The sequence below is a fragment of the Streptomyces sirii genome (assembly GCF_045690365.1).
Classification (GTDB): domain Bacteria; phylum Actinomycetota; class Actinomycetes; order Streptomycetales; family Streptomycetaceae; genus Streptomyces; species Streptomyces sirii.
On record NZ_CP147982.1, the window covers coordinates 2,583,577 to 2,596,991 of the forward strand.

General features: G+C 70.1%; 11 protein-coding genes. 1 reads left to right on the plus strand and 10 read right to left on the minus strand.

Going from position 1 to position 13,415, the window contains the following annotated elements:
* Window positions 1-3 precede the first annotated feature (3 nt).
* Window positions 4-759, minus strand: coding sequence for a TraR/DksA family transcriptional regulator (locus tag WAB15_RS11725; RefSeq protein WP_407286169.1), 756 nt, complete (start codon window positions 757-759; stop codon window positions 4-6).
* A 629-nt stretch (window positions 760-1,388) separates the two neighbouring features.
* Between WAB15_RS11725 and ileS the strand changes: the two genes are divergently transcribed.
* Window positions 1,389-4,526: an isoleucine--tRNA ligase gene (ileS, locus tag WAB15_RS11730; RefSeq protein ID WP_407286170.1), complete on the plus strand. Its 3,138-nt coding sequence runs from the start codon at window positions 1,389-1,391 to the stop codon at window positions 4,524-4,526.
* Window positions 4,527-4,840: 314 nt separating this feature from the next.
* Here ileS and WAB15_RS11735 read toward each other — a convergent pair whose 3' ends face one another.
* From WAB15_RS11735 to ftsW, 9 genes are all read right to left on the minus strand, one after another.
* A complete protein-coding gene (locus WAB15_RS11735; protein ID WP_407286171.1) occupies window positions 4,841-5,938 on the minus strand; it encodes a DivIVA domain-containing protein in 1,098 nt (365 codons plus the stop codon).
* Window positions 5,939-5,987: 49 nt separating this feature from the next.
* Entirely contained in the window at window positions 5,988-6,281 is a 294-nt protein-coding gene (locus tag WAB15_RS11740) for a YggT family protein (RefSeq protein WP_030415214.1), read from the minus strand.
* A 73-nt stretch (window positions 6,282-6,354) separates the two neighbouring features.
* A complete protein-coding gene (locus WAB15_RS11745; RefSeq protein WP_399147567.1) occupies window positions 6,355-6,975 on the minus strand; it encodes a cell division protein SepF in 621 nt (206 codons plus the stop codon).
* 123 nt (window positions 6,976-7,098) lie between these two features.
* Window positions 7,099-7,821, minus strand: a complete 723-nt coding sequence (locus tag WAB15_RS11750; protein WP_407286172.1) for a YggS family pyridoxal phosphate-dependent enzyme — start codon at window positions 7,819-7,821, stop codon at window positions 7,099-7,101.
* Window positions 7,818-8,582, minus strand: a complete 765-nt coding sequence (pgeF, locus tag WAB15_RS11755; RefSeq protein ID WP_407286173.1) for a peptidoglycan editing factor PgeF — start codon at window positions 8,580-8,582, stop codon at window positions 7,818-7,820. The genes WAB15_RS11750 and pgeF overlap by 4 nt, the downstream gene beginning before the upstream one ends.
* A gap of 14 nt (window positions 8,583-8,596) precedes the next feature.
* Entirely contained in the window at window positions 8,597-9,832 is a 1,236-nt protein-coding gene (ftsZ, locus tag WAB15_RS11760) for a cell division protein FtsZ (protein WP_399147564.1), read from the minus strand.
* Window positions 9,833-10,115: 283 nt separating this feature from the next.
* Window positions 10,116-10,931 (minus strand): cell division protein FtsQ/DivIB, encoded by an 816-nt coding sequence (locus WAB15_RS11765; protein WP_407286174.1) that lies wholly within the window; start codon window positions 10,929-10,931, stop codon window positions 10,116-10,118.
* Window positions 10,932-10,953: 22 nt separating this feature from the next.
* Window positions 10,954-12,045, minus strand: a complete 1,092-nt coding sequence (gene murG / locus WAB15_RS11770; protein WP_384490783.1) for an undecaprenyldiphospho-muramoylpentapeptide beta-N-acetylglucosaminyltransferase — start codon at window positions 12,043-12,045, stop codon at window positions 10,954-10,956.
* A gap of 6 nt (window positions 12,046-12,051) precedes the next feature.
* Entirely contained in the window at window positions 12,052-13,392 is a 1,341-nt protein-coding gene (gene ftsW, locus WAB15_RS11775; protein ID WP_399147562.1) for a putative lipid II flippase FtsW, read from the minus strand.
* Window positions 13,393-13,415: the final 23 nt, after the last annotated feature.

The following is a 13,415-nucleotide window of genomic DNA, read 5'->3' on the forward strand; positions in this document are numbered from 1 at the left end:
GCCTCAGCGGCGCTCCTGCTTCTGCTTGCACTCCACGCACAGCGTCGCCCGGGGGAACGCCTGCATCCGCGCCTTGCCGATGGGGTTGCCGCAGTTCTCGCACAGCCCGTAGGTGCCGGTGTCCAGCCGGCCCAGCGCCCGCTCGGTCTGGTGGAGCATCTCGCGGGCGTTGGAGGCCAGGGCCAGTTCGTGCTCGCGGGTGATGTTCTTGGTGCCGGTGTCGGCCTCGTCGTCGCCGGCGCCGTCGCCGGAGTCGCGCATCAGGCCGGCGATGGCGTCCTCGGCCGAGGTGATCTCCGCCCGCAGCCGCCCCACCTCGTCCATCAGCTCGGTGCGCGCCTCGGCGACCTCGGCGGGCGTCCAGGGGTCCTCACCGGGACGTACGGCGAGCTCGCCCGGTGCGGCCATCCGGGCCGTGGGCACCGGGGCGTCATCGGCGTGCGTCTTGGCCGTCGCGGCCGCGGTCTTCTTCGCCACCACCGTCTTGGCTCCCGTCTTCTTAGCGGGCACCGCGGCCTTCTTGGCCGGAGCCTTCGTCGCGGTCTTCTTCGCCGCCGCCTTCTTGGCGGCGGCCTTCTTGGCCGTGGGCTTCGCGGCCTCTGTCTCGTCGGGCGTGGTCGTGCCGGCCGCCGTCTTCTCGGCGGCGGCCTCCTTCGCGGCGGCCTTCTTCGGAGCGCGGGTCTTCGGTGCAGGCCGCTTCGCGACGGCCTCGTCGGCAGGCGTCGTGCTCTTCTGCGCGGCGGTCTTCTTCGCCACCATGGCCGCGACCCCTTCGCATATGTGACTTTGTTCGCGAATCGTGACGGAACGATAAGTCGCCGCACGGCACGCGGCAACGGGGCGCACCGCCCGACGGGTCCTGCCACCCGGCCCGGAAGTCCGGTCTGCCTCTGTTGTGCCCAGCCGCCCGCCGGGTGACCCGCCCGGCGGTCCGGCACCCGGCCGCTGGCCATTCGGGTCACGGCGACGGCGCGGACGTCCCCGTACGGCGCCCCGGCGGCCCTCCCCGCCCCCGGCCGCCTTAATTCGGTCGGCCGCTGTCGGCGCGGCCCCGTACACTGGGCCCAGCGACAGGCATTGATGGGACGAGTAGCGTCGTACGCAGCCGGCAGCGACCCGGGGACGGTGGAAGCCCGGGGGCGTGCACGACGTGAAGATCACCCCGGAGTCGCCGGAAGAAAGCGCTGGACAGTGGGCTTTGCCCACGGGCTTGGACAGTGGGCTCCGCCCACGGGTCGCGGGCCGCCCAGGGCGAGTAGAACCGGCAGCGCGACCCCAATGAGGGGGCGGTGCAGTAGCGGCCGCCAAGGAGGGTGGTACCGCGGGAGCCCAGGCTCTCGTCCCTCCGGACGGAGAACGCAGCAGGTGTCCGCCGGAGGAAGCCCCCGATGAGTGAGCAGCCCCAGTACCGCCAGGTACCCGCCCAGGTAGACCTCCCCGCCCTCGAGCACGCCGTGCTCGAGTTCTGGCAGGAGCAGAAGGTCTTCGCCCGTACCCTCCAGCAGTCCGAGGGCCGGCCAGAGTGGGTCTTCTACGAGGGCCCCCCGACGGCCAACGGCATGCCCGGCGCGCACCACATCGAGGCGCGCGTCTTCAAGGACGTCTTCCCCCGGTTCCGCACGATGCAGGGCTATCACGTCGACCGCAAGGCCGGCTGGGACTGCCACGGCCTCCCGGTCGAGCTGGCCGTGGAGAAGGAGCTGGGCTTCAACGGCAAGAAGGACATCGAGGCGTACGGCATCGCCGAGTTCAACGCCAAGTGCCGCGAGTCGGTGACCCGCCACACCGACGCCTTCGCCGAGCTCACGACCCGTATGGGGTACTGGACCGACCTCGACGCCCCGTACCGCACGATGGACCCCGACTACATCGAGTCGGTGTGGTGGTCGCTGAAGGAGATCTTCAACAAGGGCCTGCTGGTCCAGGACCACCGCGTCGCCCCCTGGTGCCCGCGGTGCGGCACGGGCCTGTCGGACCACGAGCTGGCGCAGGGCTACGAGACCGTCGTCGACCCCTCGGTCTACGTCCGCCTCCCGCTGACGTCGGGCCCGCTGGCCGGCGAGGCCGCCCTGCTGATCTGGACGACGACCCCCTGGACCCTGGTCTCCAACACCGCCGCCGCCGCGCACCCCGACGTCACCTACGTCGTCGCCACCGACGGCACCGAGAAGCTGGTCGTCGCCGAGCCGCTGCTGGAGAAGGCCCTCGGCGAGGGCTGGGAGGCCACCGGGCAGTCCTTCACCGGCCGCGAGATGGAGCGCTGGTCCTACGAGCGCCCGTTCTCCCTGGTCGAGCTGGACGGCGCCAACTTCGTCGTCAACGCCGAGTACGTGACCACCGACGACGGTACGGGCCTGGTCCACCAGGCCCCCGCCTTCGGTGAAGACGACCTCAAGACCTGCAAGGCGTACGACCTGCCGGTGGTCAACCCGGTCCGCCCCGACGGCACCTTCGAGGAGGGACTCGCCCTCATCGGCGGCCAGTTCTTCAAGAAGGCCGACGAGGCCCTGGTCGAGGACCTCGCCGCCCGCGGCCTGCTCTTCAAGCACATCGCCTACGAGCACAGCTACCCGCACTGCTGGCGCTGCCACACCGCGCTGCTCTACTACGCCCAGCCGTCGTGGTACATCCGCACGACCGCCGTCAAGGACGCCCTGCTCCGCGAGAACGAGAACACCAACTGGTTCCCGGACTCGGTCAAGCACGGCCGCTTCGGCGACTGGCTCAACAACAACATCGACTGGGCGCTGTCCCGCAACCGCTACTGGGGCACCCCGCTGCCCATCTGGCGCTGCGAGGAGGACCACCTCACCTGCGTCGGCTCGCTGGCCGAGCTGACCGAGCTGACCGGCACCGACCAGTCGGGCCTGGACCCGCACCGCCCGTTCATCGACGACGTCACCTTCGCCTGCCCGACCTGCCAGGGCACCGCCACCCGCGTCCCGGAGGTCATCGACGCCTGGTACGACTCGGGCTCGATGCCGTTCGCGCAGTGGGGCTACCCGTACCGCAACAAGGAGCTGTTCGAGAAGCGCTACCCGGCGCAGTTCATCTCGGAGGCCATCGACCAGACCCGCGGCTGGTTCTACACCCTGATGGCCGTCGGCACCCTGGTCTTCGACAAGTCCTCGTACGAGAACGTCGTCTGCCTGGGCCACATCCTCGCCGAGGACGGCCGGAAGATGTCCAAGCACCTGGGCAACATCCTCCAGCCGATCCCGCTGATGGATCAGCACGGCGCCGACGCGGTCCGCTGGTTCATGGCGGCCGGCGGCTCGCCGTGGTCCGCCCGCCGGGTGGGCCACAGCACCATCCAGGAAGTCGTCCGCAAGACGCTGCTGACGTACTGGAACACCGTCGCCTTCCAGGCGCTGTACGCCCGTACCACCCAGTGGGCGCCGTCCGCCGCCGACCCGGCCCCCGCCGACCGGCCGCTGCTGGACCGCTGGCTGCTCGGCGAGCTGAACACCCTGGTCGAGCAGGTCACCGACTCCCTGGAGTCCTTCGACACCCAGCGCGCCGGCAAGCTCCTCTCCGCCTTCGTCGACGACCTGTCCAACTGGTACGTCCGCCGCTCCCGCCGCCGCTTCTGGCAGGGCGACGCGGCCGCGCTGCGCACGCTCCACGAGGTCATCGAGACCGTCACCCGCCTCATGGCACCGCTCACCCCGTTCATCACCGAGCGGGTCTGGCAGGACCTGGTCGTCCCGGTCACCCCGGACGCCCCCGACTCCGTCCACCTCGCCGGCTGGCCGGTGGCCGACAAGGCGGCCATCGACCCGACCCTGTCCGCCCAGATGCTGCTGGTCCGCCGCCTGGTCGAACTGGGCCGCGCCACCCGTGCCGAGTCGGGCGTCAAGACCCGTCAGCCGCTGTCCCGCGCACTGGTCGCGGCGCACGGCTTCGCGGGCCTGCCCGAGGACCTGCGCGCGCAGATCGCCGAGGAGCTGAACGTCAGCTCGCTGGCCTCGCTCTCGGAGGTCGGGGGCTCGCTGGTCGACACCACCGCCAAGGCCAACTTCCGTGCGCTGGGCAAGCGGTTCGGCAAGGGCGTCCAGGCGGTCGCCAAGGCCGTCGCCGTCGCGGACGCCGCGGCCCTCTCGCTCGCGCTGCGCGAGGGCACGGCGAGCGTCGAGGTCGACGGCGAGACCGTCTCGCTCGCCCCCGACGAGGTGATCATCACCGAGACCCCGCGCGAGGGCTGGTCGGTGGCCTCCGACGCGGGCGCCACGGTCGCCCTCGACCTGGAGATCACCCCCGAGCTGCGCCGCGCGGGCCTGGCCCGCGATGCCATCCGCCTCATCCAGGAGGCCCGCAAGAACAGCGGCCTCGACGTCGCCGACCGGATCGCGCTGCGCTGGCGCTCCACGGACGACGAGGTCCGTACGGCGCTGACCGACCACACCGGCCTGATCTCCGACGAGGTCCTCGCCACGGACTTCGCCCCCGGCGAGCCGGACGACTCCTTCGGCCCCGCCTTCACGGACGAGGCACTGGCCCTCACCTTCCACCTCCGCAAGGTGTAACCAGCCCCCTCACCGCACAAATGCCCCGGCGTACACCACGCCGGGGCATTTTCCTTTTCCGCTTTCCCACCCGCCCCTACAACCGCCATTACCTCCGCCGTTACGCACACCTTTCGCCTCACCCCCCTGCTTCCCCCCTATCCGCCCCCTTCCCGAAAGGGAATGCGAAGGCCAATTCATGTCCCAGGTGGCGATATCCACCCATGACAGGACGGACGACCACATCTCGCGAACCCGGCAGCACAAAGGGCCGGGCCCCGAGGGAATCCCTCGGGGCCCGGCCCTGATTGCCGACGTTACGCGCTAGGCGGGCGTCAGTTGTCGTCCTCGTCGATGAGGAAACCCCTCATCGGCGACGGCGTCTGCTGCATCGGCTGCGGGCTCTGCGGCCGCACCGGAGCCATCGGCTGGGTCATCGCCGGCGACATCTGCTGCTGACCACCGTAGGACGGACCGCCGCTGGGCTGCCCGGCCATGGAGTGGTTGCCGCCCATCGACTGGCCGCCACCCATGGTGTGGTTGCCGCCCATGGTGCCCGCACCGGCCGATGCCATCGACGGCGACGGCGGCAGCGAGGCGGCCGCCGGGGTCCGCGGCGGAGCCAGCGAGTCGTCCGCCTGGTTCTCCAGCTGACGCAGCTGGCTCTCCAGGTAGGACTTCAGGCGCGTACGGTACTCGCGCTCGAAGCCGCGCAGGTCCTCGACCTTGCGCTCCAGCGTCGCGCGGGCCGACTCCAGCGAGCCCATCGCCACGCGGTGCTTCTCCTGCGCGTCCCGCTCCAGCGCGTCGGCCTTGGCGCGGGCGTCCCGCTCCAGGCCCTCGGCGCGGCTGCGCGCCTCGCCGACGATCTTGTTGGCCTCGGAACGGGCCTCCGCGATCGCCTGGTCGGCGGTCTGCTGCGCCAGCGAGAGCACCCGCGCGGCGCTGTCACCGCCGGGGCCACCCTGCTGGGCCTGCGGCAGCTGCGGTCCACCGGGGCCGCCCATCGGGCCACCCATGGGACCGCCGGGGCCCATCGGGCCGGGTCCGTGCGGACCCTGCGGGCCGTGACCACCGGGACCGGGCGGCAGCTGAGGTGCACCACCGGGCAGTTGGGGCGGGCCACCCATCCCCTGCTGCTGCGGCGGCACCGGCTGCGGACCGGATATGGCGGCGGGCACGGGAGCCCCGGGACGCTGCTGCTGCTCCTGCTGCTGGTCCGGTCCCTTGCGCAGACCCTGCTGCTGGTTCTGCGCGGCGGCACGGGTGGCCGCGGCCAGCTTGGCGCGCAGGTCCTCGTTCTCCCGGAGCAGCCTGGTCAGTTCTGCTTCAACCTCGTCGAGGAAGGCATCGACCTCGTCCTCGTCATAGCCTTCTCGGAGGCGGACGGTCGTGAACTGCTTGTTCCGCACGTCCTCGGGGGTCAACGGCATCTCTACTTCACCTCAACGTAGTCGTCGGCAATCGGCAAGACCGTATCGTTCACACCAACAACACCGACCTCACGACGGTGATCAGGATGTACACGATGATCATCAGTACGAAGAAGGACAGGTCGAGCGCCACGCCCCCGAGACGCAGCGGCGGAATTACCCGCCGCAGAAGCTTGAGTGGCGGATCAGTGACAGTGTAGGCGGCCTCAAGAATGACCACCATCGCCTTGCCCGGTTGCCATGAACGGGCGAACTGGAAGACATAGTCCATCACCAGCCGGAAGATCAACACGATCAGGAAGCAGTACAGCGCGATATAGATCACCTGACCAGCGACACTCATCTCGCGCGTCCCTCTCCCCTTGACCTTGCTTCTGTGTTGACCTTACGGGCCCTGGTGCGCCCGGTGTTGCGTCTCAGCTCTGGTTGAAGAACCCGCCCTCTGCGATACGGGCCTTGTCCTCCGCCGTGACATCGACGTTAGCAGGCGACAACAGGAACACCTTCTGCGTCACCCGCTCGATGCTCCCGTGAAGACCAAACACCAAACCGGCCGCAAAGTCGACAAGTCGCTTCGCATCGGTATCGTCCATCTCCGTGAGATTCATGATCACCGGAGTGCCCTCGCGGAAGTGTTCCCCGATGGTACGGGCTTCGTTGTAGGTCCGGGGGTGGAGTGTGGTGATGCGGTACGGCTCCCGCTCGGACACAACCTTGGGCATGATCACCGGTGCGTTCTTCTCCAGATTCGGGCGGTCGGGTGTGATGGATGCCACGGGTGCGATTCGCGCGGGTCGTCCGCTTTCCGCGGCGAGCGGGGTAGGTTCGCGTTGCGCCGGAGGCGTCACGACACGGACGGGTTCGTCCCGTTCCGGCCGCGTTTCGGGCTGCACTTGGTGCTGCTGCCGCCGTCCCCGATCAGGCTCCGGGTCAAGCTCGGGCTCGAACTCGTCGTCGGGGTCGAACCCCCGGCCGTCGTACCCATCGTCCTCCACGAGGCCGAGGTAGACCGCCATCTTGCGCATCGCGCCGGCCATTCTCTGCGTCCTCCGCTCTGTGGTGGATCGGCTCCGTCACCGGGGGCCTTGGATCCACGCGGGCCTCCCGCTTTCTGCGGGAATGACCATATTTTGTGCTGTGGTCCGACTTGCTTGGCGACGTTACCCGAGCCGTGGTCGGACTCCGAGTACCGCAGTGCCGACGCGCACATGTGTCGCCCCGGCCGCCACGGCGTCCTCAAGGTCCGCGCTCATGCCCGCTGACACCATGTTGGCAGCAGGATGGGTGGTGCGCAGGTCGGTTGAGATTTCCATGAGTCGCTCGAATGCGGCGAGTTGCCGTCCGGCGTACGGCCCGGCCAGCGGCGCGACGGTCATCACACCGTCCAGACGCAGCCCTTGGGCCCCGGCGATCGCCTCCGCGAGGTCCGCCACACCGTCCGGCGCCACCCCGCCACGGGCGCCCCGCTCCCCCGACTCCGCGTCAAGTGCCACCTGGACGAGGCACCCCAGCTCGCGCTCGGCGCGGACCGCTTCCTTGGAGAGCGCGGTGACAAGTCGCGCCCGGTCGACCGACTGAACAATTCCGGCATAACCGGCCACAGACCGCACCTTGTTGGTCTGTAGTTGTCCAACGAAGTGCCAAGTAAGGGGCAAATCACTGCATTCAGCGGCCTTGCCCGCGGCCTCCTGATCGCGGTTCTCCGCGACCTGGCGCACCCCCAGCTCCGCGAGCAACCGGACGTCGCTCGCGGGGTAGGTCTTGGTGACCACGATCAGGGTCACCTCGTCGCGCGGCCGCCCCGCCTTGGCGCAGGCGGCGGAGATACGATTTTCCACCCGCGCCAGGTTGTCGGCCAGTTGCGTCTTGCGGTCGTCCGTCACAGCTCGGCCTCCCCCAGCCCCCGGCCGGGGATCTCCCCGAGCCACACATAGCTCGCGAGCCGCCCGGTCGTACGGTCGCGCCGATAAGAGAAGTGGTCCGCGGACTCCCGCGTGCAGATGTGGGAATCCTCACGCACCGCCACGCCCGCCGCGGCGAGTTGGGCCCGCACACCTGCGGTGACATCCACCGCGGGCGTGCCCCAGCTGGTCGTCGCATGCGCCTCGGGCACCGCCGCCGCGACCTCGGAGCGCATCGCCGCGGGCACCTCGTAGCACCGGCCGCAGATGGCGGGTCCGGTACAGGCGAGGATCCGCTCCGGCATCGCGCCCAGTTCCACCATCGCCCCGACGACCGCCGGTACCACCCCGGCCACCAGGCCGGGCCGGCCGGCGTGCGCGGCCCCCGCGATCCCGGCGACCGGGTCGGCCAGCAGCACCGGGGTGCAGTCGGCGGTCAGGACGGCGAGCGCGAGACCCCGGCGGGCCGTGACCACCGCGTCCACACACGGGACATCGGCGTCGCGCCAGGGTCCGTCGACGACGGCGACGTCGCGGCCGTGGACCTGGTTCATCCAGACCACCGCGGCCGGGTCGAGGCCGAGTTCCCGTGCGGCGAGCGCACGGTTGGCGCGGACGGCCTGCGGGTCGTCGCCGACCGCGCCGCCCAGGTTGAGCTGCTCATACGGAGCGGCGCTCACCCCGCCCCACCTGTCGGTGAAGGCGAAGTGCGCGCCGCTCTCGTGGTGCTGTTGCCCTATCACTTCGGTGCTTTACGTCACTTCAGGAAGTCGGGAACGTCCAGTTCCTCGGCCGCGGAGTCGGAGTACGACGGACGAGCCGGGGGAACCTGCGGGGTGCCCGCCGGCGACGAGGAGACCTCGCCCAGCGAGGAGGAGGACTCGGCGGGCGCCGGCTCCTCGTCCCGTACCGGCACCGAACCCAGGCCGCCGAAGGACGACGGCGTACGCGGCTCCGGCGGGGCGGCCGGACGGCTCGGGGCCGGGGCCGGCTCCTCGCGCTTCGGGGACGACAGGGCGGCCTGCGCATCGCGACGGGCCGGCGGCTGACCGCCGTCGAAGCCCGCGGCGATGACCGTCACCCGGACCTCGTCGCCCAGCGCGTCGTCGATGACCGCGCCGAAGATGATGTTGGCTTCCGGGTGTGCCGCCTCGCTGACCAGCTGCGCGGCCTCGTTGATCTCGAAGAGACCGAGGTCGGAGCCGCCGGAGATGGACAGCAGCACCCCGCGGGCGCCGTCGATGGAGGCCTCCAGGAGCGGCGAGGAGATCGCCATCTCCGCGGCGGCCACCGCGCGGTCGTCGCCGCGCGCCGAGCCGATGCCCATGAGGGCCGAGCCGGCCTCCGACATCACGGACTTGACGTCCGCGAAGTCGAGGTTGATCAGACCCGGGGTGGTGATCAGGTCGGTGATGCCCTGGACACCCGACAGCAGCACCTGGTCCGCGGACTTGAACGCGTCGAGCACGCTCACCTGGCGGTCCGAGATGGACAGCAGTCGGTCATTGGGAATCACGATGAGGGTGTCTACCTCTTCGCGCAGCTGGGCGATGCCGTCCTCGGCCTGGTTGGCGCGACGGCGGCCCTCGAAGGTGAACGGCCGGGTGACCACACCGATCGTCAGGGCGCCCAGCGAGCGCGCGATGTTGGCGACGACGGGTGCGCCGCCGGTGCCGGTGCCACCACCCTCACCCGCGGTCACGAAGACCATGTCGGCCCCCTTGAGGACCTCCTCGATCTCCTCGCGGTGGTCCTCGGCCGCCTTGCGCCCCACATCCGGGTTGGCGCCGGCGCCGAGGCCGCGGGTCATTTCGCGGCCGACGTCGAGCTTGACGTCGGCGTCGCTCATCAGCAGCGCCTGCGCATCGGTGTTGATCGCGATGAACTCGACGCCCTTGAGCCCGACCTCGATCATCCGGTTGATGGCGTTCACGCCACCGCCGCCGATGCCGACGACCTTGATGACTGCGAGGTAGTTCTGCGGTGCTGCCACGTCGAAGGCCTCTCGCCTCGAGTTACGTGTCGTCGCCGCACGTGCGTGTGGACGCCGACTGATGCCGATTGGGGCGGTTCGTATCGCCGACCCGAACCCTAACGTTGAAGTTTAGGGTTACCTGTGCCTGTGTTCCTTGGTTCCATAGTCCCTTTGGAACGAGACACTAAGTCGACAAGGCGCGCCCGTTCAACGAACACGCCGAACCTCCCGTTTTTCTTTTCACCCTATGTGATCACCCATAGTCGTAGCCATCCAGGGTGCTGGCCTGCGGCTGAGTACGTCAACTCCCCGATACCGCGGGGGCGCTGGGAACCGAGACGTCGAAGTGGCGCGCGTCACGTGCGGCTTTCAGCAGCGCGGTCAGCACCTTCGCCTTTTCGGCGCCCTGTTCGCGGCTGCCCCAGGCGACCGTACGGTCACCGGAAAGTTGGAGGGTGATGGCGTCATAGGACCGTACCCGCACTTTGCGGAGGTCCTTGCGTACGGCCGGGGGCAGATCCCGAGCGACCTCGACCGCGGCGCGCCGCAACCGGTCGATTCCGAACTCGCGCAGGCTCGGGGAGTCGGAAGCGGCCATTTCCAGAAGCGGAACGCCCTTGGGGGCGGCGCCGACGGTGGCGAACCGAACGCCCTCGGCGTCCACTTCAGCAAACTTTCCGCCCGTCGGCATCAGCAGTTCCGGCGTCCTTTCCGTCACCTTCAGACCGATCGTGTGCGGCCAGGACCGTTCGACGTCAACCGTCCTGATGCGCGGCAGCCGCGCGCGCAGCCGGCGGGCGAGTGCGTCCGTATCCACCGAAATCAGCGGTGTGTTCATCGGAGTGCGGGCCGCGGCGACGACCTCACGCGGGGTCAGGGCCTCGGTCCCGGTGGCCCGCACACGCTCCACCCGCAGCCAGCTCGACGCGTAGAGCGCCCAGACGCCGAACGCGCCGAGCAGCACCGCGAGAACCGTGATGATGATCAGACCGCGGCGGCCCGGCGCGCGAAACGGGAAGCGCACCCAAGGGAATCTGCGTCCGTGCGCCTCCGGGGCGGAGGGCGGGCCGGACGGTGACTTCTTCTCGCCGCGCCGGGCGGTTGTCGGTCCGGCCACGCTCCCTGCCTTCCCTAGTGCGCTACTTGTTGTGCTGCGCGATCGCCTCGTAGACCATGCCGACCAGCAGCTCGTCGGCGTCCCGGCGGCCGAACTCGGAGGCCGCGCGGGACATCTCGTACAGCCGGTGCGGATCGGCCAGAACCGGGAGCACGCTGCTCTGCACCCAGTCCGGGGTCAGCTGGGCGTCGTCGACCAGCAGGCCCCCGCCGGCGTTGACCAGCGGCTGGGCGTTGAGCCGCTGCTCGCCGTTGCCGATGGGCAGCGGGACGAACGCGGCCGGGAGCCCGACGGCGGACAACTCGGCGACGGTCATCGCGCCCGCGCGGCAGAGCATCATGTCGGCCGCGGCGTACGCGAGATCCATCCGGTCCACGTACGGTACCGGGACATAGGGGGGCATGCCGGGCATGTTGTCCACGTGCGGCAATTCGTTCTTCGGACCGACCGCGTGCAGGACCTGGATGCCGGCGCGCTGCAGGGCCGGAACGGCGGCCTGGATGACCTCGTTCAGACGGCGGGCGCCCTGGGAGCCACCGGACACCAGGAGCGTCGGCAGATTGGGGTCCAGACCGAAGGCGGCCCGCGCCTCGGGGCGGACCGCGGCGCGGTCCAGGGTGGCGATGGTGCGGCGCAGCGGAATGCCGACATAGCGGGCACCGCGCAGCTTGCTGTCCGGGGTGCTGACGGCGACGAACTTGGCGTACCGCGAGCCGATCTTGTTGGCCAGGCCGGGGCGGGCGTTGGCCTCGTGGACGATGATCGGCACACCGAGCCGCTTGGCGGCCAGATAGCCGGGCAGCGCCACGTAGCCGCCGAAGCCGACCACGCAGTCCGCCTTCGTGCGCTCCAGGATCTGCTCGGCGGCCTTGATCGTGCCGCGCAGCCGCCCGGGGACGGTGATCAGCTCGGGGGTGGGCTTGCGGGGCAGCGGTACGGCCGGGATGAGGCCCAGCTCATAGCCGCGCTCCGGGACGAGCCGGGTCTCCAGCCCCTTCTCCGTGCCGAGTGCCGTGATCCCCACGGTGGGGTCCTGCCTCCGCAGGGCGTCCGCGAGGGCGAGCGCGGGCTCGATGTGGCCGGCGGTCCCCCCACCGGCGAGTACGACATGCACCGAAATTCACCGCTCTCCAGACGACCGCTTCTTGACGCGCCGTCTCATCGTCTTCCATCTCACCCCAGCCGGTCTCCTGCCGAAGACCGGCTGCCGCATGGCCAGCGCCGCCCGTGCAGCGGGCTCGTCACGCGCGAAGGCGATCAGCAGCCCGATGGCGAACATCGTGGGCAGCAGGGCGGAGCCTCCGTAGGAGAACAGCGGGAGCGGGACACCGGCGATCGGCAGCAGGCCGAGCACCGCACCGACGTTGATCACGGCCTGGGCCGTGATCCAGGTGGTCACGCCTCCCGCGGCGTACCGTACGAAGGGGTCCTCCGTGCGTCCGGCCACGCGGATACCCGCATAGCCTAGAGCCGCGAAGAGGGCGAGCACCGACAGCGTCCCCGCCAGACCCAGTTCCTCCCCGGTGATGGCGAAGATGAAGTCGGTGTGCGGTTCAGGTAGTTCACCCCATTTTTCCATACTCGCGCCGAGCCCGGAACCGAAGAATCCGCCGGATGCGAGGGCATAGATCCCGTGCACGGCCTGCCAGCACTGATCACCGGGCCCCGGATCGGTCGCTCCGATGCAGGCCAGGCGGGACATCCGGTTGGCGCTCGTCATGATCAGCAGCGCACCGATCGCCGAGGCGGCGCCCAGCACCCCTACGAACAGCCGTGTCGGCGCCCCGGCCAGCCACAGCAGCCCGAAGAGGATCGCCGTGAGAATGATCGCGGTGCCCATGTCGCCACCGAGCATGATCAGCCCGAGCACCAGGAAGGTCACCGGGATCAGCGGCACCAGCAGGTGCTTCCACTGTGTCAGCAGCCTCCGGTCCTGTTTGCGGGCGAGCAGATCGGCGCCCCACAGGACCAGCGCGAGCTTGCCGAACTCGCTCGGTTGCATCTGGAAAGGCCCGCCGAGGCTGATCCAGTTCTGGTTGCCGTTGACCGCGACCCCTATGTCCGGAATCTGCACCAGGCACATCAGGAACACCGAGCCGGCGAGCAGCGGATAGGCCAGCATGCGGTGCACCCGTACCGAGAGCCGGGCGGCGAGCACCAGCAGCCCGCTGCCGAGGACGGCGGCGAGCAGCTGTTTGCGGAAGAAGAACGTCGGGGCCAGCCCGGACTGCAGCGCCTTGATCTGGGACGCCGAGTAGACCATCACCAACCCCAGGACGGTGATCAGCAGGCTGCCGCCGAGGATGAGGTAGTACGCGGTCAGCGGACGGTCCCAGGCCCGCCTCAGCCGGATGTGGAGCCCCCGCGGGCCGCCCGGGGGACGGCCGCCCCGCGGCGGGCGCACCGGCGTGGTCCGGCGGGGCCGGCGCGGGGCTGCCGCCTTCGCCGATCGGGCCGTCATCCTCGTCCCCTCCACGGGTGCGC